General features: G+C 42.2%; 22 protein-coding genes. 7 read left to right on the forward strand and 15 right to left on the reverse strand.

Annotation, left to right across the window (positions count from 1 at the left end; genetic code table 11):
* The first annotated feature begins 1 nt into the window (after nucleotide 1).
* Nucleotides 2–667: a sensor histidine kinase gene (locus tag OFY17_RS08390; protein WP_263530276.1), complete on the forward strand. Its 666-nt coding sequence runs from the start codon at nucleotides 2–4 to the stop codon at nucleotides 665–667.
* A 21-nt stretch (nucleotides 668–688) separates the two neighbouring features.
* Here OFY17_RS08390 and OFY17_RS08395 read toward each other — a convergent pair whose 3' ends face one another.
* The 9 genes from OFY17_RS08395 to OFY17_RS08435 form a co-directional block, all read right to left on the reverse strand.
* Entirely contained in the window at nucleotides 689–1,309 is a 621-nt protein-coding gene (locus tag OFY17_RS08395) for a GntR family transcriptional regulator (protein ID WP_263530277.1), read from the reverse strand.
* An 8-nt stretch (nucleotides 1,310–1,317) separates the two neighbouring features.
* Entirely contained in the window at nucleotides 1,318–2,484 is a 1,167-nt protein-coding gene (locus OFY17_RS08400) for a benzoate/H(+) symporter BenE family transporter (RefSeq protein WP_263530278.1), read from the reverse strand.
* Nucleotides 2,485–2,641: 157 nt separating this feature from the next.
* Nucleotides 2,642–3,475: a carbon-nitrogen hydrolase family protein gene (locus OFY17_RS08405; protein WP_263530279.1), complete on the reverse strand. Its 834-nt coding sequence runs from the start codon at nucleotides 3,473–3,475 to the stop codon at nucleotides 2,642–2,644.
* 2 nt (nucleotides 3,476–3,477) lie between these two features.
* The gene (locus OFY17_RS08410) at nucleotides 3,478–7,290 is read right to left on the reverse strand and encodes a YhdP family phospholipid transporter (protein WP_263530280.1); all 3,813 of its coding nucleotides are present in this window, start codon (nucleotides 7,288–7,290) and stop codon (nucleotides 3,478–3,480) included.
* Between the two features lie 19 nt (nucleotides 7,291–7,309).
* The gene (gene rng, locus OFY17_RS08415) at nucleotides 7,310–8,764 is read right to left on the reverse strand and encodes a ribonuclease G (RefSeq protein WP_263530281.1); all 1,455 of its coding nucleotides are present in this window, start codon (nucleotides 8,762–8,764) and stop codon (nucleotides 7,310–7,312) included.
* Complete coding sequence (locus OFY17_RS08420) at nucleotides 8,757–9,371, reverse strand: Maf family protein (RefSeq protein ID WP_263530282.1); 615 nt, start codon at nucleotides 9,369–9,371, stop codon at nucleotides 8,757–8,759. The genes rng and OFY17_RS08420 overlap by 8 nt, the downstream gene beginning before the upstream one ends.
* A gap of 18 nt (nucleotides 9,372–9,389) precedes the next feature.
* Nucleotides 9,390–9,863, reverse strand: coding sequence for a rod shape-determining protein MreD (gene mreD / locus OFY17_RS08425; protein WP_263530283.1), 474 nt, complete (start codon nucleotides 9,861–9,863; stop codon nucleotides 9,390–9,392).
* Nucleotides 9,864–9,874: 11 nt separating this feature from the next.
* Entirely contained in the window at nucleotides 9,875–10,696 is an 822-nt protein-coding gene (mreC, locus tag OFY17_RS08430; protein WP_263530370.1) for a rod shape-determining protein MreC, read from the reverse strand.
* A gap of 16 nt (nucleotides 10,697–10,712) precedes the next feature.
* The gene (locus tag OFY17_RS08435) at nucleotides 10,713–11,756 is read right to left on the reverse strand and encodes a rod shape-determining protein (RefSeq protein ID WP_263530284.1); all 1,044 of its coding nucleotides are present in this window, start codon (nucleotides 11,754–11,756) and stop codon (nucleotides 10,713–10,715) included.
* 238 nt (nucleotides 11,757–11,994) lie between these two features.
* On the opposite strand from OFY17_RS08435, the gene gatC reads away from it, so the two are divergent.
* From gatC to gatB, 3 genes are read left to right on the forward strand one after another with little or no spacing between them, the layout of a single operon-like run.
* A complete protein-coding gene (gene gatC / locus OFY17_RS08440) occupies nucleotides 11,995–12,282 on the forward strand; it encodes an Asp-tRNA(Asn)/Glu-tRNA(Gln) amidotransferase subunit GatC (protein ID WP_263530285.1) in 288 nt (95 codons plus the stop codon).
* A gap of 11 nt (nucleotides 12,283–12,293) precedes the next feature.
* Entirely contained in the window at nucleotides 12,294–13,754 is a 1,461-nt protein-coding gene (gene gatA, locus OFY17_RS08445) for an Asp-tRNA(Asn)/Glu-tRNA(Gln) amidotransferase subunit GatA (protein ID WP_263530286.1), read from the forward strand.
* 2 nt (nucleotides 13,755–13,756) lie between these two features.
* Entirely contained in the window at nucleotides 13,757–15,202 is a 1,446-nt protein-coding gene (gene gatB, locus OFY17_RS08450) for an Asp-tRNA(Asn)/Glu-tRNA(Gln) amidotransferase subunit GatB (protein ID WP_263530287.1), read from the forward strand.
* Nucleotides 15,203–15,533: 331 nt separating this feature from the next.
* Here the strand turns inward: gatB and OFY17_RS08455 are convergent, their stop codons facing one another.
* Nucleotides 15,534–16,769: a GGDEF domain-containing response regulator gene (locus OFY17_RS08455; RefSeq protein WP_263530288.1), complete on the reverse strand. Its 1,236-nt coding sequence runs from the start codon at nucleotides 16,767–16,769 to the stop codon at nucleotides 15,534–15,536.
* A gap of 185 nt (nucleotides 16,770–16,954) precedes the next feature.
* On the opposite strand from OFY17_RS08455, the gene OFY17_RS08460 reads away from it, so the two are divergent.
* Both OFY17_RS08460 and OFY17_RS08465 read left to right on the forward strand, forming a co-directional pair.
* The gene (locus OFY17_RS08460) at nucleotides 16,955–17,206 is read left to right on the forward strand and encodes a YkgJ family cysteine cluster protein (RefSeq protein ID WP_263530289.1); all 252 of its coding nucleotides are present in this window, start codon (nucleotides 16,955–16,957) and stop codon (nucleotides 17,204–17,206) included.
* A gap of 30 nt (nucleotides 17,207–17,236) precedes the next feature.
* Nucleotides 17,237–18,913, forward strand: coding sequence for a L,D-transpeptidase family protein (locus tag OFY17_RS08465; protein ID WP_263530290.1), 1,677 nt, complete (start codon nucleotides 17,237–17,239; stop codon nucleotides 18,911–18,913).
* A gap of 135 nt (nucleotides 18,914–19,048) precedes the next feature.
* On the opposite strand, the gene asd is transcribed toward OFY17_RS08465, so the two are convergent.
* The 4 genes from asd to leuC all read right to left on the reverse strand — a co-directional run bounded on the left by asd (nucleotide 19,049) and on the right by leuC (nucleotide 23,453).
* Nucleotides 19,049–20,167, reverse strand: a complete 1,119-nt coding sequence (asd, locus tag OFY17_RS08470; RefSeq protein WP_263530291.1) for an aspartate-semialdehyde dehydrogenase — start codon at nucleotides 20,165–20,167, stop codon at nucleotides 19,049–19,051.
* A gap of 78 nt (nucleotides 20,168–20,245) precedes the next feature.
* Nucleotides 20,246–21,325: a 3-isopropylmalate dehydrogenase gene (leuB, locus tag OFY17_RS08475; RefSeq protein ID WP_263530292.1), complete on the reverse strand. Its 1,080-nt coding sequence runs from the start codon at nucleotides 21,323–21,325 to the stop codon at nucleotides 20,246–20,248.
* Nucleotides 21,326–21,354: 29 nt separating this feature from the next.
* Nucleotides 21,355–22,005, reverse strand: coding sequence for a 3-isopropylmalate dehydratase small subunit (gene leuD, locus OFY17_RS08480; protein WP_263530293.1), 651 nt, complete (start codon nucleotides 22,003–22,005; stop codon nucleotides 21,355–21,357).
* A gap of 20 nt (nucleotides 22,006–22,025) precedes the next feature.
* Nucleotides 22,026–23,453 carry a 3-isopropylmalate dehydratase large subunit gene (gene leuC / locus OFY17_RS08485; RefSeq protein ID WP_263530294.1) on the reverse strand — a complete coding sequence of 476 codons (1,428 nt, stop codon included), beginning with the start codon at nucleotides 23,451–23,453 and terminating at the stop codon, nucleotides 22,026–22,028.
* 93 nt (nucleotides 23,454–23,546) lie between these two features.
* Between leuC and OFY17_RS08490 the strand changes: the two genes are divergently transcribed.
* Nucleotides 23,547–24,425 (forward strand): LysR family transcriptional regulator, encoded by an 879-nt coding sequence (locus tag OFY17_RS08490; protein WP_263530295.1) that lies wholly within the window; start codon nucleotides 23,547–23,549, stop codon nucleotides 24,423–24,425.
* 88 nt (nucleotides 24,426–24,513) lie between these two features.
* On the opposite strand, the gene OFY17_RS08495 is transcribed toward OFY17_RS08490, so the two are convergent.
* A complete protein-coding gene (locus OFY17_RS08495; protein WP_263530296.1) occupies nucleotides 24,514–25,665 on the reverse strand; it encodes an MFS transporter in 1,152 nt (383 codons plus the stop codon).
* Nucleotides 25,666–25,847: the final 182 nt, after the last annotated feature.

The raw sequence follows: 25,847 nt of genomic DNA on the forward strand, positions 1-25,847 counted from the left end.
AATGAAAAAGTTAGACATGAGTACTATCCTTGCCAGCGCTATTCATGAAAGTAAGAACCAAATGGGGTCTTTGCTTTATCAACTACAAGAGCTAAAACAGTCTCTAAGCGTAGAAAGTACAAATTCGCAGAAAATAACTCATATTGAAGAAGCTCTGAAGAAGCTCAATGATGACTGGGTAGAATATCTCTATCTATATAAATTGGCATCTGATGGTTATGAATTACATAGCGATACTTTTTTACTCGAAGAATTCTTAGATGATCAAGTATTTGCACTACAAGACTCTGCTGCTACAAAGAACCTCGCCTTATCATTTGAGTGTGATGAGAACCTTCATGGCATATTTGATGAACGGCTGATGGTTGCTGTCGTTAGTACCGCAGTATACAACGCATTCCGCTTCGCCAAAACCAAAGTCAGATTGTCAGCTTCTTTGGAGAACGGTTATCTAATTATTTCTATCGAAGATGATGGCGCTGGCTTTAACTCGGAAGAAGAAAATATTGAAGGTGCTCATGAAAGTGGTACTGGCCTAGGCTTATACTTTTCTCAGCTCTCTGCCGAGGCTCATGTAATTAAGGAGCGACAAGGTTTTATCAAGAAAACTGCATCTCAGGTGCTAGGTGGAGCAAAGCTAGATATTTATTTACCCCAGCTACCTTAAACTAAATATTAAGCGGTAACGTTACTGCACTTCTTTTAAATAGTTCACCAGTAACGCCCCTGCTTTTTCTATATGTCTTTTTAAGTGTTCTAACGCTTTATCCTTATCTTTATTCTCAATCATCAAAAGCAATTCAGAGTGTTCCGATTGACTTGTTGTCCGGTAGTTTAAAGGACCATATTGAAAGCCTAAATACCTTATCGCCTGTTTATTTAAAGACTCGACAACACGCTGTAGAGTACCCCTATTAGCCGCTTGGTATATTGCTTGATGGAACGCCCAATTTAGCTCCCCTCGCCTAATGAGAGAAAGGTTCTCCCCATCTAGTTCAGATTGATACTGTCGGGCTTCTTCTAATTCCTTAGAGCTAATTGCACTAAAGGCTTTATCAAGTAAAAGAGGCTCTAAAGTCGAACGCATAAGATAAATATCTTCCGCTTCACGCCAATTCAAATCAGGAATCATAACGCCAACTTTACCGTGCGGAGACAACCACCCTTCGGACTTTAATGACAGCAAAGCATCTCGAATAGGAATACGACTTACGCCATAACGTGTCGATAATTCAACTTGCCTAAGAGCTTTGCCCCTAGGTAAGACACAATTTAAGATATCTTCTTTTATCTGCTGCTTTACATTCATAATGCAATTTAGGCCTTTCTCTTTAGTACAAATAAATATACTAAACCAAAAAGAATACCCCAAAAAGCAGAAGCAATATCAGCAAAAGCCACACCCGACACAGTAACTAAAAAAGTTACCAATGCAGGTTCTCTAATATCATCATCCATCATGGCATTTTTTAAGTTAGCGCCAATTGTTCCGAGTAAAGCAATTCCTGCGAGTGAAGCAATCATGGCAGTAGGAAAGAATGAGAATAAAGCCACCACAGTGGTTCCTGCCAAACCAGCTAGTAAATAAAACACACCAGCAGAAAGCCCTGCTATGTAGCGTTTTTTAGGATCTTCATGACACTCTTTTCCAGAGCATATAGCTGCGGTAATCGCTGCTAGGTTAAAAGCAAAACCGCCTAATGGCGCTAGAACAATAGATGCCGTTGCCGTCCAACTAATTAAGGGTGAGGCTGGAGTGTCGTAACCACTACTTCTCATTACGGCAATTCCTGGAACGTTTTGCGAGGTCATTGTGACAATATACAAGGGAATACCCACTCCTATTAGTGCGCTTATATCCCATTCAGGCCACACCCAAATAAAGTGTCCCACTTCAATAGGCAGTTCAGAAAAGTCCATATTTGTACTGGCTAAAACAAAGGCAACACCAGTCGCTAAAACAAACAATACAGCGTAGCGAGGAGTAAACCGTTTGCTCAACAAGTATGAGATGAGCATACAAGAAACTAAAAAGGTATGGCTAAACATAGAGTCAAATATCGATAGACCAAACTTGAACAGCACTCCAGCTAACATGGCACAGGCAATAGGTAGTGGTACTATGCTCATCAACTTATCAAACAAACCAGAAATGCCAGTTAGCAAAGCTAAACCGCCAGCAAACACGAATACTCCAATGGCCTCCGGATAACTAATGCCGCCCAAGCTGGTTACCAATAAAGCGGCTCCAGGCGTTGACCATGCAGTAATAACTGGGGCTTTATACCACAGGGATAATAAGAAGCAGCTAGCTCCCATCCCTAAACCAAGCGCCATTATCCACGAAACTATAATATCGTTACTGGCTCCTGCCGACTGCGCGGCTTGAAATACAATAGCCACAGAACTCGCAAAGCCAATTAAAACGGCGACAAAACCAGCCACACAAGCACTTAGGCTTACATCTTTAAAGACCTTGTTCACAGGTTCTCCCTAATTGAAGTAAAGGGAATACTATAAACCAAAAAACATTTTTGTATACATTTTTATATTTGAGCGAGGTTTATTGACCTAAATCACTTGTAGAATTTAAAAGAGAAATCAGTATTAGGAATACATTAAGAATCGAAATAGACAGGCTCTAAAACCTTCGGTGAGAAAAACAAGGCATCTTACTTCTTTGAGATATCAAACTTTCTTTATCAATATGGCAGACAAAGTAGCCCGACTCGCCTTCTAGCCCAGTTAAACGCTCACCATTAGGCGAATATAATGAAGAATGACCATAGGTCTGGCGAGTGGCGTTATGCCAACCGCATTGATTCACACCAAGGACAAAACATTGATTCTCTATAGCTCTTGCAGCTAAAAGAGTATTCCAATGGGCTTTTCCGGTTACATAGGTAAATGCTGCAGGAACCAACAACAATTCAGCACCTAATTGTGTTAGCTCTCTATATAGTTCAGGGAAACGTAAGTCGTAGCAGATACTTAGACCCACTTTAAAGCCATTAACATCAATAACTTTAGGAGTTAATTCACCTTTTTCAATAACACTAGACTCTCGATAAGAAGCCGCTTTATCATCCACATCGACATCAAATAAATGGATCTTATCGTATCGAGATACTAGCTCACCTTGAGGCGATATCGCCAAACAAGACTGCCTTACTCTATCGCCTACAACAGCGTGATTATCTTCTGAATACAACATTGGATGGGAGCCAACAACAAGATAAATACCCAAGGATGTTGCCAGTTCGGTAATAGAATCCAAAATAATTTGTTGATCTGAAGATTGCGCCAAAGCACGCATATTTTTTCCATCAAACAGAAATACATTCTCTGGTAGTACAACGAGTTCAGCCCCCTCTTCAGCACAACAATTAACTAACGACTTAACCGTGTCTAAATTGTCTCGCCAATTGTCTGTACTAGTGAGCTGAATGGCCGCAACAGATAAAGTACTGGTCATTGTCAATTACCCTTCTTTTTATTTGATGGCTCAAATTTTACTGGGGCAATATTAGGATTAGAGAACGGCCCCTTGATACTGTACTGTATACTTGTCACTTTGGAGATTTGATCACCAATCAGCTGATCCGTTAAAAAGAGTATTCCTGCTAGCTGGGGACTACCCAACAGCAAGCCAGCAAGGGGTAAGGTTCCACTTAAAGGAAACGTCGCTGTCAGCCTTTCATCTAAGGTTTCATCAACAATATTTGCTGTACCTTTTAAAGAAAGCTCTGCAGAGGGTGAAACAATATGAATAGGTTTTACCGTTTTTAGTATGCCATCTTTCAAGTTAAGATCACCTGAAAAGGTATCGTAACTAAGGCCCGGTTCATAAACATCGCGGAAGTCCAATGTTAACCTGCGACTTAAGGCTCCAACATTGAAAATCCCCAAGGCCTTCAAAAAGGCTGGGATTTCTTCTACCTGATTAAAGTTACCTTTCTCACCTTGGAAGCGAATACCGCCTGAGAGAGACTCTCTATGAAAATCAAACGGGTGTCCTTGCCAGCCTAAATCCACGTTAATATCGTAACTCTCTGACGAGATAAAAGCCTCTTCAGAAAACTTACCGGTAAGCTCAGCAAGATCTTTTCCTTTTGCAGTTACTTCCATTTTAACCGTTGAACTTTCCCCCCTATCGTCCCAAATGAAAGAACCTAGGAACTCCCCTCCTTTCAAAGCTGAAGTAATAGGAGAAGCAATAACCTTAGTACCTGTTCGCGAAACTGTAGTTTGCCAATCCCCATAGGGTTGCTGATCTATATACAGCTCATCTATTTTTAATCGCATGTCAGGTATTTGTGACGCAGAAATAGGGGCTTCTTCTAGCCCTCTTTGATCGTCTTCTGACGAATCTGTAGACCAACTTAAATAGCCAAAATGCAACTCAGGCACATCGGATATGGTTAAGCGCAAGTTTCCTTCATCAGCACTCACTAAAAAGCCATTATCATTCTCTTTTTGATAAGACACCTTTAGGTTATTCCAAGTATTATCTTTATTGAGTAAAAGAGAATCGACAATAAGATCAACAGTATTTAACCAACTAGGGAACAGATCAAAAGATTCAGAAGCACCACCCTGATCACTTGAAACTTGGTCAGCATCAGCAGCGAAAGCAGCATGCCAGTCTTCGCTATTCACATAATCCATGCTGCCTCTTAACACCACGCCCTGCGGAACATTGGTAGAAAGACTTGTCTTACTATTAAGTAAGACTTCACCACCAATAAAGTGGCTGTCTTTAAACAAAAAACGTGAGTCTAAAAGGTCCGTATAAAATGCATCCACCACTAAGTCGTCTTCATGCACCATGACTTTTACTTCGAGTGCACGGAGCTCTTCATTGCTCTTCCCTACTGGCTCAGGTAAATAAATATCAACCCCAAATAAATCACTGGTAACCATTAGTTCGAATTGCCCATCCTGAGCCTCATTAATAGATAAGTTCCCAACATAATGAGTAGTACCTGTAGCTTTATTAAGCAGAGCCTCTGGAGCTGTTTGCCAAGTAGCAACATCTTGTACATTGGCTACTCCTTCCAAATCTCCATAAACAATTAAATCCTTCTCTTCCGTAAAACGAGACGTGAGCTTAAGGTGAGAGGTTCCCCCAAAAGCTTGAATATCAAAATTCGTGTTCTTCAGACCATCTTCAGAGGTATAAGTTACCTGCCCCTGTTGAATAACCGACTCAAGCTCCAGATCTTTGATTAAAAGAGGGTTATCTTTAAAATTGAGGCTAACATCTACTTTGGCATCTTGATCAGTAAAAGGGATACCGATATTCATCTGCCCTTTTACATCACCTTCCATATACCAGTTTTCAAAGGGTGTTAGAACGCTATCACGTAATGGCGTATCATTTAACAATGCTAAAATCACATTAGAATCATCTTCTACAGCACCTTTCAGATATAACCAATCGACTTTATTTTCAATAATTGGAGCCTCTAAACGTATCCCTGAAACAGATAAATCTTGTAATAGCGCACTGTCAATTTGCACAATAACGCCCGATTTATCGTATTCAAATACCCCCTTTACTTCATGAGCCGTTGGCCAGCTCTCATCAAAAGTAACATCCAAATTACTCGCGACTAATTTCACTTTCACATCAGGGGAAGCGCTATTGGATAATTCACTTTGCACAAAGACATCAATAGAATCAGCTTGCCCTTGCCCATCAAAAGCTTGCTGAATCCACTCTTGAAGCTCTTGATCTAGAGCAGTTGGTGGAATATAGGTGAGCCTATCAATAATTGGGATATTTTCCCCATGTAAATCCAGGGATATCCAATCAGGCTCAGTTTGTCTGATTTCCAAACGAAAATCGCCTTTTATATCCGCCTTATTACGCTGAATATGTAAATTTTGTCCGGTCACAATGAAATCTTGATCTTGTTTCCAAGCGACATAACCTGAAGCAGATTCTGTTAACCAAGGTTGGCTATATACTTCTTCGAAAAGTAGACTGCTACTTTTACCACGAAAATCGACTGAGCCTTCGTCTTCCGACAAACGAAACACTGCGTTTATTTTATCGACCTCGGGAATACCTTGGTAAGCATTCACCGACGCAGACTGTAAATTACTAATATATTCAAAAGACAATTTATCATTTTTACGGAAAAGACTAACTTCACCATTTAATGCTTTGCCGCTTGGAGCAAGGCCATCAACCAGCCTCTTAGCTTGGTAATGGGAAGGTATAAACTGCCCCCCCAAGCCCTTCGCTAGTTCAAGGTCAATTTGATCAAACTTGATGCGAGTCCGATTGGTGAGAGAAGACCAATCAACTTCAATATCGGTTGCTAAGTAATCTTGGCCTTTCTCTTTAACAGCGAGATCACTTAGCACTAGCTTCAAACTGGGTTGTGAGTGAATGTAGCCTAACTTCAGCGAAGAGGATAAATCATAATATTTTCCGTCATTAAAAGTCAGCCTAATATTATTAGACTCAGACCTTAAATCCAGTTGTTTACCTAGCAATACATCAAGCCAAATATTACCTTCCACATCGACGTGTGATATCGGAAAGTTCGTTGATGACATCAAACTATTCAAAGGTAAGCTAAAGTTAGGAGCTACGACTGACGCTTTCAGCCTTGGAGTTCCTAAAAAGCTAGACGGGGTTTCAAGACGAGCATTTAAAAGAAAAGCGGACTCACCTTCGTTTAAGTAAAACTCCCCGCGGAAAAGCGTTTCGTTTTCTTTTTGAAAAACATAAATTTCAGAGCTTTCAAAAAAATGATCGCCAAATGTTTTACTGGTCACATTCACCTTAGCACCTAAGATAGACACATTGCGTAAATCTGATAAGTAACCTAACACCCGCTCTACACCAACATCACTTTTCACACTGGAGCTAGGAGTAGTGCCTTTTAATCGCACAGCACCTTGATCTTCTGCCAAATGGATATGAGGGTCAATAAAACGTAAATATGAAAATTGAGGACTTAAAGTTAAGATCGACTGAATAAGATCCAATCGAATACGCATTTCTTTGATTGTGACCGCTGGGACTCCATTCGGAGCAAGACTAAACCCACTAACTGAAATGGAAGGGTCCAGTCCCTCAAGACGGCCATCAATCATGCGAATGCTGACGGGATGACCAATGATTTGCTGTAAATTACTTTCAATTTGGGGGCGATAGTTATCTAAGTACGGCAATACCTTACCAAAACCTAAAGCGAACATAATCCCAAGGGAAGATATAAATACCGCCCCCCAAAAAAGGATTACAATCGCTTTACTCAGTAGCCATTTCATTTAGACGCCTTCACGCTAACTATCGGAGCACAACATCATATTGATCTTGCGTATACACTGAATCCACTTTAAAACGAATCGTTTTACCAATAAAGGCCTCTAGCTCAGCCACATTGGAGCTTTCTTCTTCTAAGAATCGATCAACAACGGAGCTGGCAGCAAGCACAGTATAGGTTTGAGAATTATAAGCTCGATCGGCTCTTAGTATCTCTCTAAACACTTCATAGCATACAGTTTCAGGCGTTTTTACGACGCCACTTCCTCGACATGAGCGGCAAGGTTCACAAAGCGTTTGCCCAAGACTTTCTCGAGTGCGCTTGCGTGTCATTTCCACTAAACCAAGCTCTGACACCCCCGTGATTTTAGTTTTAGCATGGTCACCATCCAATACTTTTTCAAGCATTCTTAACACTTGACGCTTGTGCTCTTCATCTTCCATATCAATGAAGTCGATGATGATGATACCACCAAGGTTACGTAACCTAAGCTGACGTCCTATCGCTGTGGCTGCTTCTAGGTTGGTTTTATAAATGGTTTCTTCAAGATTTCGGCTACCAACAAAGGCACCAGTATTGACATCAATCGTGGTCATAGACTCGGTTTGCTCAACCAATAAATATCCACCTGATTTAAGCTGCGCTTTACGATCTAGTGCTTTTTGAATCTCATCTTCGACACTATAAAGATCAAATATTGGCCGTTCACCTGGGTAGTACTCTACTCTGTTTTGCAGCTCAGGAATAAAATCTTCTGCAAAGGATTTAAGCTTTACATAGTTTTCTTTTGAATCAATGCTGATTTTCTTCGTCGCTAAGCCGACAAGATCACGCATAGTACGCAAGTGTAAAGGCAGGTCTTCATAAATAACAGAAGGCGCTTTCGCCGTTTTTATGCGCTTTTTAACCGATTGCCACAAGCGAGTAAGGAATTTGATATCGGCAAGGATTTCTTCCTCTCCTGCATTTTCAGCAGCCGTTCTCAAGATAAAACCACTTTTGTCATCTACGCCGCTTAACGCTTCTGAGATCAATGACTTCAGCCTTTCGCGTTCCACTTCGTCTTCAATTCTTTGGCTCACGCCAACATGTGACTGATCTGGCATATAGACTAAATAACGAGACGGAATGGATAGATGGGTTGTTAGCCGCGCGCCTTTAGAGCTAATTGGGTCTTTTGTTACTTGAACAATCAGTGACTGGCCTTCACGTAAATAGCTGCCAATCTGATCGCTTGGGTTAACCGCATCACGGTCGGCTACTTCTGATACATGAATAAAAGCAGCCCTTTCTAAACCAATGTCGACAAAAGCGGCCTGCATCCCGGGCAAAACCCTAACCACTTTACCTTGATATATATTACCAACAATTCCTTTACGGCTAGATCGCTCGATATAAACTTCTTGCAGCATACCGTTTTCAACCAAGGCAACACGAATTTCCATTGGCGTAACATTAATCAGTACATCTTCACTCATGGGACATTTCCTCTAAAGAATGAATTCCGAATTGTTTTAATAGCTGTGCTGTTTCAAAAAGCGGCAGACCCACTATCCCTGAGTAAGAGCCAGAAATAGCCTGAACAAAAATCGACCCTAACCCTTGAATACCATAGGAACCAGCTTTATCTCTCGGTTCACCGCTGCGCCAGTATTGTTCGATTTCCACATTAGAAATCAAACGAAAAGTCACCTCACTCGTAACACACTCAGTAACCAATTGATTTTTATCAGGTTGATAGATACACAAGGATGTCATAACAAAATGGCTACGACCCGATAATAGCCTTAACATTTCTTGAGAATGCGCTAAAGATTCTGGCTTACCCAAGATGCAATCATCCACTACCACACTGGTATCAGAAGCAATAAAAATAGGGGCAGAAAAATGATCAGTAGAGGTGTCTTGCCTATATAGAAGTGAAGCCGCTTTCGCTTTCTCTATCGCCATGCGAATAACGTATTCTTTTGGAGCTTCTCCAACATGGGGAGTTTCATCAATATCCGCAGGCAAAATATTGAATTCTGGTACCAACAAACTCAGTAGCTCTTTTCTTCTTGGTGAAGCAGAGGCTAAGAAAAGCATAATATTACCTAAAAAAATTTAACGGATAGCATAAATGCGTCGAATGCTGCGAAGAATAACAAACGACCACGGCCATAATAACCCAGTAATCACAGCAGGAATGAAGATATATAAAGTTGGCTCCGCGTTGCCAAAGTAATAATCAATCCAAAAATCTATCAGTTGATTAATACTCACCAAAATGCCAATAAAAAAGCCTTGTTGCCATGGTTTATACATCCTTAGCCTTTTATAAAATACAGCGCAGGTGTAGGCAATAATCACGTAAGTAAGAGAATGCTGCCCAATAATCCCACCCTGTAGCAAGTCAACTAATAGTCCAAAAAACCATGCGAAGCCGACGCCAACTTTTAAAGGCAGAGCAATTACCCAATACAGAATAACCAATAACACCCACTCAGGACGGAACCATATCAATTCCTCTGGAAATGTAATGGCTTCAAGCATCAAGGCCGTCAGAAGGGTAAAACAAAATACTAAAATAGACTTCATCTTCGCCTTATTTACTGTTTATCAATTAACATTATGTGTCGACTCCGGCCGAGCTGGGCTAATGGCACGACATCCACATCGGCATAAGACTCGCCTTCAATATAAGTCACAGACTTAACAACACCCACCGGATAACCACTCGGAAAACGATCATCTAAGCCCGATGTTGTGAGCACATCACCTTTCTTAATATCTGCGGAACGAGGCACACTAATTAAAGACATTTCTAGAATATCACCGGTACCTTTAAGTATGCCCCTAAAACCGGTTCTAGAAAGCTGAACTGGGATAAAATGACTGGCATCAACAATTAAAAGCACTCGACTACTGTAAGCAGAGGTTTCAACCACCTGACCTAACACGCCAGTGGCATCTAAAACAGGCTGACCAACATAGACGCCGGACGAAAGCCCTTTATCTATCATAATTCTGTGGTTATAGGCATTCTGATCAAAACCGATCACTTCAGCTACTATGGTCTTTTCATCCACATGCTGGGATGCATCGAGCAACTCTCGAAGGCGAACGTTTTCCGCCTGCAATGCATCGAGTCGCTGCTGACGGCTACGTAGACGTAATACTTCCGCATTTAACAACTGGTTTTCTGCAATTAAATCCTCTCGACTCACCAAGTGCTCGCCAATCCAAGCAAACGCTTTCTTAGGCGTGTTCACTACAACCTGAACAGGGGTGATTATCAAGGTTAGATAGGGTCTAAATTGAGAAAAGGCATTGTGATGGACATCAGCAAAAATCATGCTTATAGACAAAAGCACCAAGACAACAAAACGTGTTGTTGGGCTTTTGCCTTTAAACTGAAGCGAGTTATTGATGGTACGCTCCTATTGCTTACTCGTTATCAACAGAGAATAACTCACCGGCTACTCGGTCAATCATCTCTAATGCCATACCGCCACCACGGGCAACACAAGTAAGTGGGTCTTCAGCAACGATAACAGGTAAGCCTGTCTCTTCACTAATAAGACGATCGATCTCACGTAGTAATGCACCACCACCGGTTAGCATTAAACCTGTTTCACCGATATCAGCCGCTAGCTCTGGAGGAGATTGCTCCAATACAGCTTTGATACCTTGAACAATTTGCGCTAGTGGCTCTTGAAGCGCTTCTAAAATTTCTGAACTACTTAGAGTAAATGAGCGAGGAATACCTTCCGCCAAATTACGGCCGCGCACGTCGATTTGTAACTCGTCACCGGTATGGTATGCCATGGCAATTTCTTGCTTAATACGCTCTGCTGTTGCATCACCAATCAAGCTACCATACTGACGGCGTACATAAGTGATAATGGCTTCATCAAAGCGGTCACCACCAACACGAATAGATTCTGAAGTAACGATACCATTAAGAGAGATAATAGCGATTTCTGTGGTACCACCGCCGATATCAATAACCATAGAACCAGATGCTTCCGCTACTGGAAGGCCTGCACCAATCGCTGCCGCCATAGGCTCTTCGATGATGTAAACTTGACGGGCACCCGCACCAAGTGCTGATTCTTTGATAGCACGTCGTTCTACTTGAGTAGATTTACATGGCACACAAACCAACACTCTTGGGCTTGGTTTAAAGAAACTGTTTTCATGTACTTTCTTAATAAAATCTTGAAGCATTTTCTCTGTCACATGAAAGTCAGCGATTACACCATCTTTCATTGGACGAATAGCCGTAATGTTACCTGGCGTACGACCTAGCATACGTTTTGCGTCAGCACCTACAGACGCTAATACTTTTTGGTTGCCATTATGGCGAATAGCTACAACGGAAGGCTCATCTAAAACAATACCGCGGCCTCGAACATAAATAAGGGTATTTGCCGTCCCTAAATCGATAGACAAATCGTTTGAAAATATTCCCCTGATTTTTTTAAACATGAATTCTTACGTCCTGAGTAAATACAAAATATGGATAGTGGGAAAATGTAACAATCGCACGGCAATTGGGCAAGTTGATTCCGAGTTATTCTGCAAATAACTGCTTCTCAATTTTATTGTTACTCGTTATTTCTAGAATTTTAACAACAGATGTGTTTTTTCAGCCCATTCGCTTATAGATATGAAACTAATAAGATACAATGGCAAGCATTTACGACAATCAAAACTCAGGTGAAACATGTCTATAGATAAAGACGACGTGCAAAAAATTGCACATCTGGCACGCCTTACTCTTACTGAGGAAGATGCAGATAAATATCAACATTCTCTATCCAGTGTTCTTACACTTGTAGAAGAAATGCAATCAATTAATACCGATGGTGTATTACCGCTATCTAATCCACTAGAAATGACACAAAGACTAAGAGAAGACGTAGTCACTGAAGACAATCAACGTGACAATTTTCTTGCCAACGCGCCGCAATCAGAAGCAGGCCTTTTCCTAGTACCAAAAGTGATTGATTAAGAGAAACAAGCATGTTCGAACAAAACATTTCGTCATTAGCAAAACAACTTCGCGATAAAGACATATCCAGTGTTGAATTGACTCAATATTTTCTGAAGCGTATCGCCGATTTAGATCCTCAATTAAACAGCTACATCACAGTGAGCGAGCAACAAGCATTGCAACAAGCTGCAGCCGCTGATGCATTAATTCAAAGTGGCCAAGGTTCTAGTTTGGCTGGCATACCCATTGCCCACAAAGACCTTTTTTGTACGCAAGGCACCTTAACCACTTGCGGCTCAAAAATGCTAAACAATTTTATCCCTCCTTATGAGTCCACAGTAACCAGTCGCATCCAACAAGCAGGAGCGGTCATGCTGGGGAAAACCAACATGGACGAATTCGCCATGGGCTCTTCGAATGAGAACAGCTTCTATGGTGCAGTGAAAAACCCTTGGAATACAGACACAGTACCCGGTGGTTCATCAGGTGGGTCGGCAGCCGCAATCGCTGCGGGTCTAGCTATTGCAGCGACAGGAACAGATACAGGTGGTTCTATCCGTCAGCCTGCATCCTTCTGTGGCATCACTGGACTAAAACCAACCTATGGTCGCGTTTCCCGCTTTGGCATGATTGCTTATGCATCGAGCTTGGATCAGGGTGGCCCAATGGCAAAAAGCGCAGAAGATTGTGCTCACCTATTGCAAGCCATGGCTGGATTTGACGAAAAAGATTCCACTTCATCTGAAACAGCGACAGAAGATTATATCGGCAACCTTAATGCCCCTCTAACAGGCTTAAAAATTGGCTTACCGAAAGAGTACTTTGGTGACGGACTAGACCCCAAAATTGCCGATACCATTATGGCGGCAGTGAAAGAGTTTGAAGCACTTGGCGCAACGGTAAAAGAAGTGTCACTACCTAACTTGAAGCTAAGCATTCCATCTTACTATGTCATCGCGCCTTCCGAAGCATCGTCAAACCTTTCTCGTTTTGACGGCGTTCGTTTTGGTCATCGCTGCGACGATCCAAAAGACCTTCTGGATATGTACATGCGTACCCGTGCGGAAGGCTTTGGCGAAGAAGTACAAAAGCGCATCATGGTTGGAACCTATGCCCTATCCGAAGGCTACTATGACGCTTACTACTTAAAAGCTCAAAAGATTCGCCGCTTAATCAAAGATGATTTCACTTCAGCCCTAAGCGAAGTAGACGTCATTATGGGCCCTGTTGCACCGACAACAGCCTTTAACATTGGCAGTAAAACCAATGACCCAGTGGCTATGTACTTAGAAGATATTTATACCCTATCTGTTAACCTTGCTGGTATTCCAGCTATGTCTGTTCCTGCGGGCTTTGTCGATGGCATGCCAGTTGGATTACAGATAATGGGCAACTACTTTGCCGAAGCCAAGCTTCTTAATATTGCACATCAGTACCAACAAAATACTGACTGGCACCTACAATCACCATCTATGGCAGAAGGAGTATAAAGATGAATTGGGAAGTTGTTATCGGCCTTGAGATTCACACTCAGCTCACTACCAAATCAAAGCTTTTCTCCGGTGCCGCTGTTGGCTTTGGTGCAGAACCTAACACCCAAACAACTCTTGTTGATCTGGGCATGCCTGGTGCATTACCTGTCTTCAACAAAGAAGCTTTGCGCATGGCTGTCATGTTTGGTCACGCCATTAATGCTGAAATTGGCATGACATCGGTTTTTGCTCGTAAGAACTACTTTTATCCTGACCTTCCAAAAGGCTACCAAACCAGCCAGATGGATCATCCTATTGTCGGTAAAGGACACCTAGACATCACCCTAGAAGATGGAACCACTTCACGCATTGGTATCACTCGCGCTCACTTAGAAGAAGACGCAGGAAAATCTTTGCACGAAGACTTCCAAGGCATGACAGGGATCGATTTAAACCGCTCTAGCACACCGCTTCTAGAGATTGTCTCTGAGCCAGATATTCGCTCGGCAAAAGAAGCCGTTGCCTATGTGAAAATGATCCATTCTATCGTTACCTACCTAGGTATTTGTGATGGCAACATGGCTGAAGGTTCAATGCGTTGCGACATTAACCTTTCTTTGCGCCCTAAAGGCCAAGAAGAATACGGTACACGTACAGAGATCAAAAACGTTAACTCATTCCGTTTTATTGAGAAGGCCATTTATACCGAGATCGAGCGTCAAGCCGATACCCTAGAAGATGGCGGTCGCATTATTCAGGAAACTCGTTTATACGATCCTGAGAAAAATGAAACTCGTAGCATGCGTTCGAAAGAAGATGCTAACGACTACCGATACTTCCCTTGCCCAGACCTACTTCCTGTAGAGCTGACACAAGAATACGTAGACGAAATCAAAAGTACGTTACCTGAGCTTCCTAGTCAGAAAGCAACACGCTTCCAAACTGAGTTCCAGTTAAGTGAGTATGATGCCAATGTACTGTCGTCTTCGAGAGAACTTGCTGACTACTTTGAAAGCGCCTTATCCATTACCAAAGACGCCAAATTAACGGCTAACTGGGTAATGGGAGAGCTAAGCAAGCTACTTAACCAAGAACAGGTTGAGATTCAAGATGCGCCGGTTAGCGCTGCTGCTTTTGGTGAATTACTTGTGCGTATAAAAGACAATACCATCAATGGCAAAACAGCAAAAGATGTTTTCCAAGCCATGTGGGATGGTGAAGGCTCTGCCGACGAGATCATCGACAAAAAAGGCCTAAAACAGGTAACGGATACGGGCGCCATTGAAAGTATGATTCAGGGTATTCTTGATGCAAATACGCAACAAGTTGAGCAATACAGAGCGGCTGAACCTGATAAACAGAAAAAGATGATTGGCTTCTTTGTAGGTCAAGTTATGAAAGCATCACAAGGAAAAGCTAACCCAGCTATGGTTAACCCTATTCTTGCAAAAATGCTGAAAGGTTAAGGAAGGTACGAACAAGTCCACTGGCGTCAGCGTGTGGATAAACCTTTATTATTCGAGGCAAGCTTCGCAGTCCAATATTGAACATATTGGCAAGAAGCTTAACAAAGAATAAAAAGTGTTTAGATCACGCCCTTCGGGTCTTTCAGAGAAACGGCCTCTCGGTGTTAAGAGTGATTGAAAGGTATTAACATTCCTGCTCACTCTTGCCTTGATAGACCATTTCTCTGATAAGACTGAAGCTCAGAAGACTTATTCGCACCTTCCTTAAAGACACCTTTTAGATATAAAAAAACCGCTCCATTAAGCGGTTTTTTTTGTTTTCATATTCTTATTAAATACTTGAAACCACCCTATCGCGCCCTAAATTTTTTGCTTCGTAGAGGTTTTTATCCGCAACCTGAATAGACTCTTCTAAGGTTTGCATAGGTAAGGCACAAACCCCCACACTACAGGTAACCGACAATTTAGCATCTGTGTATTCTTTTGAGCGAATCGTTTCTAGGAAATCTTTAACCTTAGCGATGAACTCTGTCACTGGTGCTGTAGAGATCACACAAAACTCTTCTCCACCAAAGCGGCAAGTTAAATCATCAGGGAAAGCCTCAAGAATCTCTTCCCCCATCAACTCCAACAAACTATCACCTACGACATGACCATAGTTATCGTTCACTTTCTTAAAGAAATCCAAATCCATCATGGCCAAAGACACATCCGCCTTACGATGACGGAATAGCTGCCCCCCTTCTTCGAAGAGATGACGGCGGTTTTTTAATTTTGTTAGCTGATCAATATTTGCGAGGTTTCGAATGGTCTCCAACATGTCCTGCGCTTCCAAGTTATGGATTACGCGACAGTGAAACTCTTCGTGATAGAACGGCTTTCTTAAGAAGTCGTTCGCCCCTGCCTTAATAAACTTAGCAGATAACGAGGTATCCCCTTCAGCAGACAAACCTATGATGACTAAATCCTGAAAGCGATTGTTGTTTCTAAGCATTCTAACTAAGTCATAACCATTCACCAGCGGCATGTTATAGTCAGTAATCAACATTCTTATATCAGAGTCCGCTTCTAATTGAGCTAGCGCTTCTTGACCATTCTCAGCTTCAAGCACCTCAAAGCCATACTGTTTAAGTAAAATTTTAATAAACAAACGACTGGTTGTTGAATCCTCAGCCACCAAAATTTTCACACCTTGGTTTTTCACTAAGCGTTCAACCACCTTAATGACATAACTGAATGAATAGCGGTTATCTTTGACGATATAGTCCAGCACCCCCTTATTAAGAAGGTTTAAACGGACTTTTTCACTGATATTACCAGTAAGTACAATAGGAGGAATTTGATGTGAGAGAACGAGGTCAACTATTTCACCGTTTTCAGCATCCGGTAAGTTCAAATCAACTATTGCAGCAAAAAACTCACCAGGAGATTCTTTAAGCTTCTTTTCTGCCTCTTTATAACAAGGGCATAGCACAGGAGAGAAAGTAGGATTCTGCGATAACAGATGATTAAGGACTTTTAGTACAACAACACTATCCTCGACCACCAATATCTTTCTTTTCACCATTTCCAATGATTCCCTGTTCACAAAACAACGTAACTACTAGCAAACATAACTATTAGCATAAGATACTATGACACACCATTGTAATACATTAAAATTCACTTTAGTGTGGTATTTATTAAATTAATAACATATCTACAGATAAATAGTACTATTACATAAATAGATTAACAAAAGGAATGCTGTGAATGTTATGCCGTAGTCACTGTGGTGCATGCTGTACAGCCCCTTCTATAAGTTCCCCTATCCCAGGAATGCCAAACGGTAAAGCGGCAGGAGAGCCCTGCATAAAACTTTTACAAGATATGAGTTGCGCTATCTTTGGGTCCCCTTCAAGACCAAAAGTATGCGCTGATTTTATGGCTGAAACAGCAATTTGTGGTGACACAAGAGAAGATGCCATTATGATATTAGATATTTTAGAAAACGATACAAAATAAACTTTGCATAAGGTACACAAGGACTTCCCTATGGGTTCAATTTTCAAGATATTTTCTTTTACCGCGACTTGCCTTTTTATTACCGCTTGTTCTGCTCCAAAACAAAAAGTAGACAGCCAGTTTGCAATAACACCGCCCACCGAATCAGAAATTGAGACAACAATTAATCAACAGCTTGCCATAACGCTTAATGCCTTTGCCCCCGTTGCTGGACAAGCATTAGCAAACAACAGCGTTTTAGCCGCCTATAGAGCACGTAACTACAGCCCTATATGGATCAAAGACCAAACCATTAACCCTTCCATATACAAATTGGTCGATATATTAGAACAATCACATACCCATGGCTTAAATCCAATTTTGTATTATACAAACATCATCAACGAATACCTTGCCATTCCGCAACCTAGCACTCAGCAACTTGCCGAAATGGATGTAATAGCCACCATAGCTTTAGGCAGCTATGCCCATGACTTGAGCAACGGTCGCTATGAGCCGCAACTCATCGACCCTAACTGGCAGCTAGACGCACCAAGTAACACATGGAATGAATTACTTTACTTAGATTCCGCAACAGATATGGTCAACTATCTTGGTGTACTCGCACCAAGAAGCCCAGAGTATCAAGTTCTACAAAAATGGCTTACCTACTACAAAGATTTAATTCAAAAGGAAAAAGACATTTTAGTGCAAGCTGGCGTACCTCTCTCAATTGGAGATCAAGGGCCTCGTGTTGCCCAATTGCGTGCTAGATTGGTTCAGTTAGGCGACATTCGTTTCTCTACCCGCAGAGTCAATGAAGATGAATTTGATGAAAAGCTACAAGAAGCCTTGAAGCGCTTTCAACATCGCCACCACATTACTTCCGATGGCGCAGCTGGCTCAAAAACCATTCAAATGCTTAACGTGCCTCTAAGCACTCGCGTTAAACAAATCACTTACAACCTAGAAAGGTGGCGCTGGTTGCCAAGCGAACTCGAATCCAATCGTATTTGGGTAGACTTAACCAACTACACAGTTGACCTACACCTAAACAACGAACTCACCACCATGAAAGCCGTTATTGGCAAACCAGAAAGAAAAACTCCGGTTTTCAAAGGCCTGATGACCTATATGGTAACCAACCCAACATGGCGTGTTCCCCATAGAATTGCCACAGAAAACCTTCTACCTAAACTGCAAAGCAACCCCAACTATCTAATAGAAAGAGGTTATAAGGTTTTCTCTAGTTGGAGCGTTGGTGCTAAAGAGTTAGACAGTACACTCATTGACTGGAACAAAATAACGCCTGAAACCCTAAATTATCGATTCGAGCAAAATCAAGATAAGGAAAATGCACTCGGCCAATATAAATTTATGTTCCCTAACAGGAACGAAATATATTTGCACGACACCCCTGCTAAGCATTTATTCAAAGAAACAGACAGAGCCTACAGTTCAGGTTGCGTTCGCCTAGAAAAACCCCACGAGTTTGCCGAAGCTATCACTAAGAACAGTAAACGCTTTACGGAAATGACAGAGTCCTTATCGAATAAATCTAATACGGTAGTCACTTTGCCTAAATACCTGCCGGTATATCTGATATATCTAACTGTGGTACCTAATATGAACGGTATGTTGGAGTTCCGTCATGACATATACGACAGAGACCCTCTAATGGAAGAGGCAATGGGCTACCATAGATTTGCCCCTAGCGAGTCCATCTAAAAACTATGTAGTGTAGCTTGAAGAATAAGCTGCACTGTAAACAAAAAAACATTAAAAATAGACAAACAAAAAACGCGTACCGAATTTCGATACGCGTTTTTTTATAGCTCTTGCTTTATTGCTTACTGACTAAAATTAGTCATCAAGCAAAATACGTAACATACGACGTAATGGCTCTGCAGCACCCCATAACAACTGGTCACCAACAGAGAAGGCGCTAATGTATTCAGGCCCCATATTAAGCTTACGAATACGACCAACTGGGATACCTAGAGTACCTGTTGCTACAGTAGGCGTTAAACGCTCCATAGTCGCTTGCTTATCATTTGGTACAACATCAACCCACTGGTTATGCTCTGCTAGCATGCCTTCGATATCCGCTACCGGAATATCTTTGTTCAATTTGATAGTGAAGGCTTGGCTATGACAACGCATGGCACCGATACGTACACACAAACCATCAACTGGGATGATTGAGCCTGTATTTCCAAGGATCTTGTTTGTTTCCGCCTGAGCTTTCCACTCTTCACGGCTTTGACCATTATCAAGCTGAGAGTCGATGTAAGGGATCAAACTACCTGCTAGCGGCACACCAAACTGATCAACTGGCATAGTATTAGAACGCATTTGCTCCGCCACTTTACGGTCAATATCCAAAATAGCACTAGCAGGATCAGCAAGCTCAGAAGCCACTGAAGACTGCAACATGCCCATTTGATTAATCAACTCGCGCATATGACGAGCACCGCCACCTGAAGCCGCTTGATACGTCATAGACGTCATCCACTCAATGTGGCCTTTCTCAAACAAACCACCAAGAGCCAACAACATCAAGCTCACGGTACAGTTACCACCAACAAAGGTTTTCACCCCATCAACCAAACCTTGCTTGATGACGTTTTGGTTAACTGGATCCAATACGATAATGGCATCTTTCTCCATACGCAGTGAAGACGCCGCATCAATCCAGTAACCGTTCCAACCAGCCTCACGCAACTGTGGGTAAACCGCTTTGGTATAGTCTCCACCTTGGCAGGTAATAATAATGTCCATCTTTTGCAACGCATCAATATCTGTTGCGTCTTGTAACAATGGAATATCCTTACCAATTTCTGGTCCTTTCTGCCCCGTTTGAGAAGTGGTGAAAAACACTGGATCAATATGATCAAAGTCTTTTTCTTCTCGCATACGTTGCATCAACACGGAACCAACCATTCCGCGCCAGCCGACTAAACCTACAGTTTGTTTTGACATGGTTTTCTACCTTTTTTTGTGGGGTCACTCATACCAAGAGCAATGTCCCTAATGAATACTCTTAATTCTTTTGTAGAATTAAGCTTTTAGTGCTGCCAGTACCGCATCACCCATGGCTTGCGTACTAACGGTTTCACATCCTTCGGATGCAATATCTGCTGTTCTTAAACCTAGATCCAAGACACTACTTACAGCCGCTTCAATCGCGTCTGCTGCCTCTTTCGCATCAAGGGAATAACGCAACATCATAGCCACAGATAAAATAGTCGCTAATGGGTTAGCAATACCTTTACCTGCGATGTCAGGAGCAGAACCATGACATGGCTCATACATACCACGACCTTCCGCATTTAGTGACGCAGAAGGCAGCATACCAATAGAGCCGGTAAGCATGGCAGCAGCATCAGATAGGATATCACCAAACATGTTACCAGTAACCATTACATCAAACTGTTTTGGCGCCCTAACAAGCTGCATTGCAGCATTATCTACTAGCATATGAGTCAATTCGACATCAGGATACTCTTTAGCTACTTCTTCCATGATTTCTTTCCAAAGTACCGTTACTTCCAATACGTTAGATTTATCGATAGAACAAACGCGCTTGCCACGTTGACGTGCTGCTTCAAAGGCAGAACGACCGATGCGACGGATTTCAGATTCTGAGTAAACGTAAGTGTTAAAGCCTTCACGCTCACCATTTTCTAAAGTACGAATACCACGTGGTTGACCGAAGTAGATACCGCCAGTTAACTCACGAACGATCAAGATATCTAAGCCTGCAACCACTTCAGGTTTCAAGCTAGAAGCATCCGCTAATTGCGGGTATAAGATCGCTGGACGAAGGTTAGAAAACAACTCTAAGTTAGCGCGTAAACCAAGTAGACCTTTCTCTGGACGAACAGCCATATCTAGGCCATCCCACTTAGGTCCACCAACTGCACCTAACAAAATAGCGTCAGCTGCTTTGGCTTTAGCTAAAGTGTCTTCTGGTAGTGGAGAGCCTGTTTCATCGTAAGCGGAACCACCAACCAATGCGCTTTCATGCTGGATGCCTAATGAGAAAGACTCATTCACAGCATCCAATACTCTTACCGCTTGAGAAACAATTTCTGGACCAATACCATCACCTGGCAATACCAATACTTTCTTAGTCATTTTAAAACCTTCTAATCAATCTACTTAGATTACTTCTCGCGTGACAAGAAAAGCCACGGCGCTTCATTCATACGTTTTTCTTCATAGCTTCTGATCGAGTCTTCTTGTTGTAAAGTAAGACCGATATCATCCAAGCCATTTAACAAACAATGCTTACGAAAGCTGTCCACCTCAAAAGAGAACTCTGCACCTGTAGGTGAAGTTACTTTTTGGTTTTCTAGGTCAATGGTAATTTGAGCACCTTCTTGAGCGGTAACCTCAACAAACAATTGATCCACTTCTTCCGCAGCCAAAACAATTGGCAACAAACCGTTTTTAAAACAGTTGTTATAAAAAATATCTGCAAAGCTTGGTGCAATGATAGAACGGAAGCCGTAATCATCTAATGCCCAAGGAGCGTGTTCACGACTCGAACCACAGCCAAAGTTTTGACGTGCTAACAGCACGCTAGAATCTTTATAGCTTGGCAAATTCAATACGAAGTCTTCACGAAGAGGACGACCAGTACATTCTTGGTCTGGTTGACCTTCATCTTCATAACGAAGCTCATCAAATAAGTTTTTACCAAACCCTGTGCGCTTGATGGATTTCAAGAACTGCTTAGGGATGATCATGTCCGTATCGACATTGGCTAAATCAAGAGGTGCAGCCAAACCTGTATGCTTAGTAAAAGGACGCATATTGTCTCCTAATGGGCTTCTTAATGTTTAACCAAATCATTTACGTCAACAAAGTGACCAGCAATAGCCGCCGCTGCAGCCATAGCAGGACTCACCAAGTGAGTACGACCACCAAAACCTTGACGACCTTCAAAGTTACGGTTTGAGGTAGAAGCACAATGCTCACCTGCCCCTAACTTATCTGCGTTCATTGCCAAACACATAGAACAACCCGGTTCACGCCACTCTAAGCCAGCCGCTTCAAAAATTTCGTGCAAGCCTTCTTTTTCTGCTTGAGCTTTTACCAAACCAGAACCCGGCACTACAATCGCCTGTTTCAAAGTGGAAGCAACTTGACGGCCTTTAACGACCTCAGCCGCAATACGCAAATCTTCAATACGTGAGTTAGTACAAGAACCAATAAATACTCGGTCTAAGGTCACATCAGCTAAGGTTGTTTTACCTTCCAAGCCCATGTATTTCCATGCACGTGCATAACCTTCTTTCTTCACTGGATCCTCTTGATCTTCGGCGCGAGGAATCGGCTGATCAATGGCAATAACCATTTCAGGCGATGTACCCCAAGTTACCTGAGGTTTAATCTCTTCTGATTTAAGCACAACCACTTCATCGAACTGGGCATCATCGTCAGATACCAAATCTTTCCATGCTTCGACAGCCATATCCCAATGCTCACCTTTCGGTGCATAAGGACGGCCTTTCACGTACTCAACGGTAGTATCATCAACAGCGATCAAACCAACACGGGCACCGGCTTCGATGGCCATGTTACATACGGTCATACGACCTTCCATCGATAAAGACTGAATACCTGTACCACCAAATTCAATCGCGTAACCTGTACCACCAGCGGTACCAATTTTACCGATAATGGCAAGTACAACGTCTTTAGCAGATACCCAAGGTGATAATTCACCATCAACACGAACTAGCATGTTGCGGCTTTTCTTTTGTACAAGACACTGGGTCGCTAAAACGTGCTCTACTTCTGATGTACCAATACCATGGGCTAATGCACCAAAAGCACCGTGAGTCGATGTATGAGAGTCACCACAAACCACAGTCATACCGGGAAGCGTCGCACCTTGTTCTGGCCCAACAACGTGCACTATCCCCTGACGAATGTCTTTCATAGTAAATTCAGTGATACCAAACTCATCACAGTTATCATCCAATGTAGTTACTTGGATCTTAGAAACTGGGTCTTCAATACCATCGACTCCAGAAATACGCTCTTTCTTTGTCGTTGGTACGTTATGGTCTGGTGTTGCTAAGCTAGACGATACACGCCAAGGCTTACGATTTGCCATTCTCAAGCCTTCAAAAGCCTGTGGCGAAGTAACTTCATGAAGCAATTGTAAGTCGATATAAATCAACGCACTGCCGTCGTCTCGTTGCTGAACAAGGTGGCTGTCCCACAACTTGTCATAAAGGGTTTTACCTGACATAACATCTCTCCTAAAAATATTATTGCGCTATCCTAAATCTTTGGTATAAATAACTCAAATTCATATTTTTCATATTTTGGATAATCTTTTGGAATGATAGACATTGCTGAACTTTTAACTTTTACCAAGGTGGCAGAAACAGGTTCTTTTTCAGAAGCTGGCAACCAACTTTTTGTCACTCAGCCTGCTGTGAGTAAGCGTGTTTCCGCGCTGGAAGCCAGCTTAGGAGTAAAACTATTCGACCGCATTGGCCGCCAAGTTCAGCTTACAGAGGCCGGTGTACGCCTTTTACCCAAAGCACGTAAAATGCTTGAGGATTTACAAGACATAAAACGCAGCATGTCACTGCAAATGGAAGGCGTGAATGGTGAGCTAAGAATATCCACCAGCCACCATGTGGGTTTGCGCCGTTTGCCTAAATCACTAAAGCAATTCCAAGAAGACTTCCCAAGTGCGCAATTAGAAATAGAATTTACACAATCTGAGGATGCTTATCAGGACGTACTTAAAAGGCGAGCAGAGTTAGGCATTATCACCCTATCGAACAAAGAGAACCCACTTATTGAAGCTTTACCAATTTGGTCTGACCCTCTAACTTGTGTAGTCAGTAAAGATCACCCTCTTGCTTCATTAAACACACTAAACCTATCAGAGCTTGCTAATTACACCTGCGTTCTTCCAAACAAGAATACCTTTACTCGACAAATTGCCGATCAAGCTTTCGGTAAACAAGGCCTGCGACCGCAAGTAAGAATGAGCACCAATAATCTAGAAACACTTGCCATGCTGGTTAGCATCGGCTGGGGCTGGTCTTTATTACCTTCCACATTGGTGGACGATAAGTTTAGCGTCTTGGATATACCCGATCTCAATGTCGAAAGAAAGCTTGGCGTCATTTACCACAAGCAGAAGACCCTTAGCCGTGCGGCTTTGGCCTTTATTGAGCTATTAAAAAATGAAGGGCATTATTAAAGCGACTTGAAAGTAAAGCAACTTGAAAAACAGATAAAAAATACGGACGCATTCACACATGCAGTCCGTATTTACATGGAGAAAACAGCTAGCGCCTCTGATTGACCAACAAAATCACCAAGGCTAAGGCACTCACACCCGCAGCGGCCGTAAATACCCAAGCACCACCAGCCCACTCCCATAAGTAGCCAGACAAGACCATGCCAATACCGCCGCCTAAACCAATAGCAAAGGCGCTGTACATGGCCTGACCTTGGCTAGCAAAACGCTCAGGGAATAAACGGCGAATTTGCTCGATAGACACCATATGAAATAAAGCGAAGGTCACGCAGTGCAAGAGTTGAGTCATCACTAATATCCATAGCTCACCCACAAACCAGCCCACTAAAAACCAACGCACTATGCCAACCAAGAAACAAAATGCTACTAGGTACACAACAGGAAAATATTTAACGGCATTACCAAAGAAGATAAAGAGGATAATTTCAATAATTACCCCTAACGCCATGAGTAAGCCGATTTCTTCCCCACTGTAACCAGCATCAGAAAGATGTACGGCAAAAAAGACATTAAAAGGGGCATGGGACATAAAGGCTAAAAACGCCAGTACAAAAAACAGCACTGACTCTCTTCCTCTAACCAAAGATAAGAAAGATTCCGAGGCTTTTTGCACATTCACTTCAAAGGGCTGCTCTTTCAAAAAGAAAGACATCAACACAGCAAAGCCTAATGCCAGACACATAATAGGAATGACTACCCAGAAACCAAAATGATCGATGAGAAAGCCTGCTCCCGCTACCGCGACCACATAACCAATAGAGCCACCCACTCGAATACGGGTATAAGGCACATCAAGATAGCGAATACTACGCACAGCTAATGCATCTAGCATGGGTATCAAGGCCGAATAAAAAAGCGCCATTAAACAGGTTAGTAACCACAAGGTTTCAAACTGGTCGGTCCAATTAAAGGGAATCAATGCTACCAAGCAACCCAAAGCGGCGATTTGTAATATTCTTTTAGGCAAGCCAATTTTTGTGGTTAGCCAGCCCCAAAAATGAGGTATCAGAATGCCAGACAGGGTAAAGGTCGACATTAAACGACCTATCTCAGAAGCCGTTAAGCCAATAGACTGGTAGTACACCGAGATATAAGGGTTCATCACCCCGATCAGCGCACAAAAGAAAAAGTAAAAATAGAACAAGGGCCAAGCAATTGAACCTGATCTTTTCGAAAACATCTTAACTCCAGAGAAAGCCCTTTTTATTGAGTCACAAAAAAGGCATAAAGACACACAAAAGAAACAACAAAACCGTGTACAAATGATAATGATTGAGTATGCTGCAATTATAGATCAAAAGCACGACAACTCATGCTTTCAATAAACAAAAACATGATTTCTTGCCGGCTTTTCATGACTCA

The sequence above is a fragment of the Marinomonas sargassi genome (assembly GCF_025716875.1).
GTDB lineage: Bacteria > Pseudomonadota > Gammaproteobacteria > Pseudomonadales > Marinomonadaceae > Marinomonas > Marinomonas sargassi.

Coding starts and splice junctions, on each gene's coding strand:
- OFY17_RS08390 (WP_263530276.1), top strand. CDS start 2: ATGAAAAAGTTAGACATGAGTACTATCCTTGCCAGCGCTATTCATGAA.
- OFY17_RS08395 (WP_263530277.1), bottom strand. CDS start 1,309: ATGAATGTAAAGCAGCAGATAAAAGAAGATATCTTAAATTGTGTCTTA.
- OFY17_RS08405 (WP_263530279.1), bottom strand. CDS start 3,475: ATGACCAGTACTTTATCTGTTGCGGCCATTCAGCTCACTAGTACAGAC.
- OFY17_RS08410 (WP_263530280.1), bottom strand. CDS start 7,290: ATGAAATGGCTACTGAGTAAAGCGATTGTAATCCTTTTTTGGGGGGCG.
- rng (WP_263530281.1), bottom strand. CDS start 8,764: ATGAGTGAAGATGTACTGATTAATGTTACGCCAATGGAAATTCGTGTT.
- OFY17_RS08420 (WP_263530282.1), bottom strand. CDS start 9,371: ATGCTTTTCTTAGCCTCTGCTTCACCAAGAAGAAAAGAGCTACTGAGT.
- mreD (WP_263530283.1), bottom strand. CDS start 9,863: ATGAAGTCTATTTTAGTATTTTGTTTTACCCTTCTGACGGCCTTGATG.
- OFY17_RS08435 (WP_263530284.1), bottom strand. CDS start 11,756: ATGTTTAAAAAAATCAGGGGAATATTTTCAAACGATTTGTCTATCGAT.
- gatC (WP_263530285.1), top strand. CDS start 11,995: ATGTCTATAGATAAAGACGACGTGCAAAAAATTGCACATCTGGCACGC.
- gatA (WP_263530286.1), top strand. CDS start 12,294: ATGTTCGAACAAAACATTTCGTCATTAGCAAAACAACTTCGCGATAAA.
- gatB (WP_263530287.1), top strand. CDS start 13,757: ATGAATTGGGAAGTTGTTATCGGCCTTGAGATTCACACTCAGCTCACT.
- OFY17_RS08455 (WP_263530288.1), bottom strand. CDS start 16,769: ATGGTGAAAAGAAAGATATTGGTGGTCGAGGATAGTGTTGTTGTACTA.
- OFY17_RS08460 (WP_263530289.1), top strand. CDS start 16,955: ATGTTATGCCGTAGTCACTGTGGTGCATGCTGTACAGCCCCTTCTATA.
- OFY17_RS08465 (WP_263530290.1), top strand. CDS start 17,237: ATGGGTTCAATTTTCAAGATATTTTCTTTTACCGCGACTTGCCTTTTT.
- asd (WP_263530291.1), bottom strand. CDS start 20,167: ATGTCAAAACAAACTGTAGGTTTAGTCGGCTGGCGCGGAATGGTTGGT.
- leuB (WP_263530292.1), bottom strand. CDS start 21,325: ATGACTAAGAAAGTATTGGTATTGCCAGGTGATGGTATTGGTCCAGAA.
- leuD (WP_263530293.1), bottom strand. CDS start 22,005: ATGCGTCCTTTTACTAAGCATACAGGTTTGGCTGCACCTCTTGATTTA.
- leuC (WP_263530294.1), bottom strand. CDS start 23,453: ATGTCAGGTAAAACCCTTTATGACAAGTTGTGGGACAGCCACCTTGTT.
- OFY17_RS08490 (WP_263530295.1), top strand. CDS start 23,547: ATGATAGACATTGCTGAACTTTTAACTTTTACCAAGGTGGCAGAAACA.
- OFY17_RS08495 (WP_263530296.1), bottom strand. CDS start 25,665: ATGTTTTCGAAAAGATCAGGTTCAATTGCTTGGCCCTTGTTCTATTTT.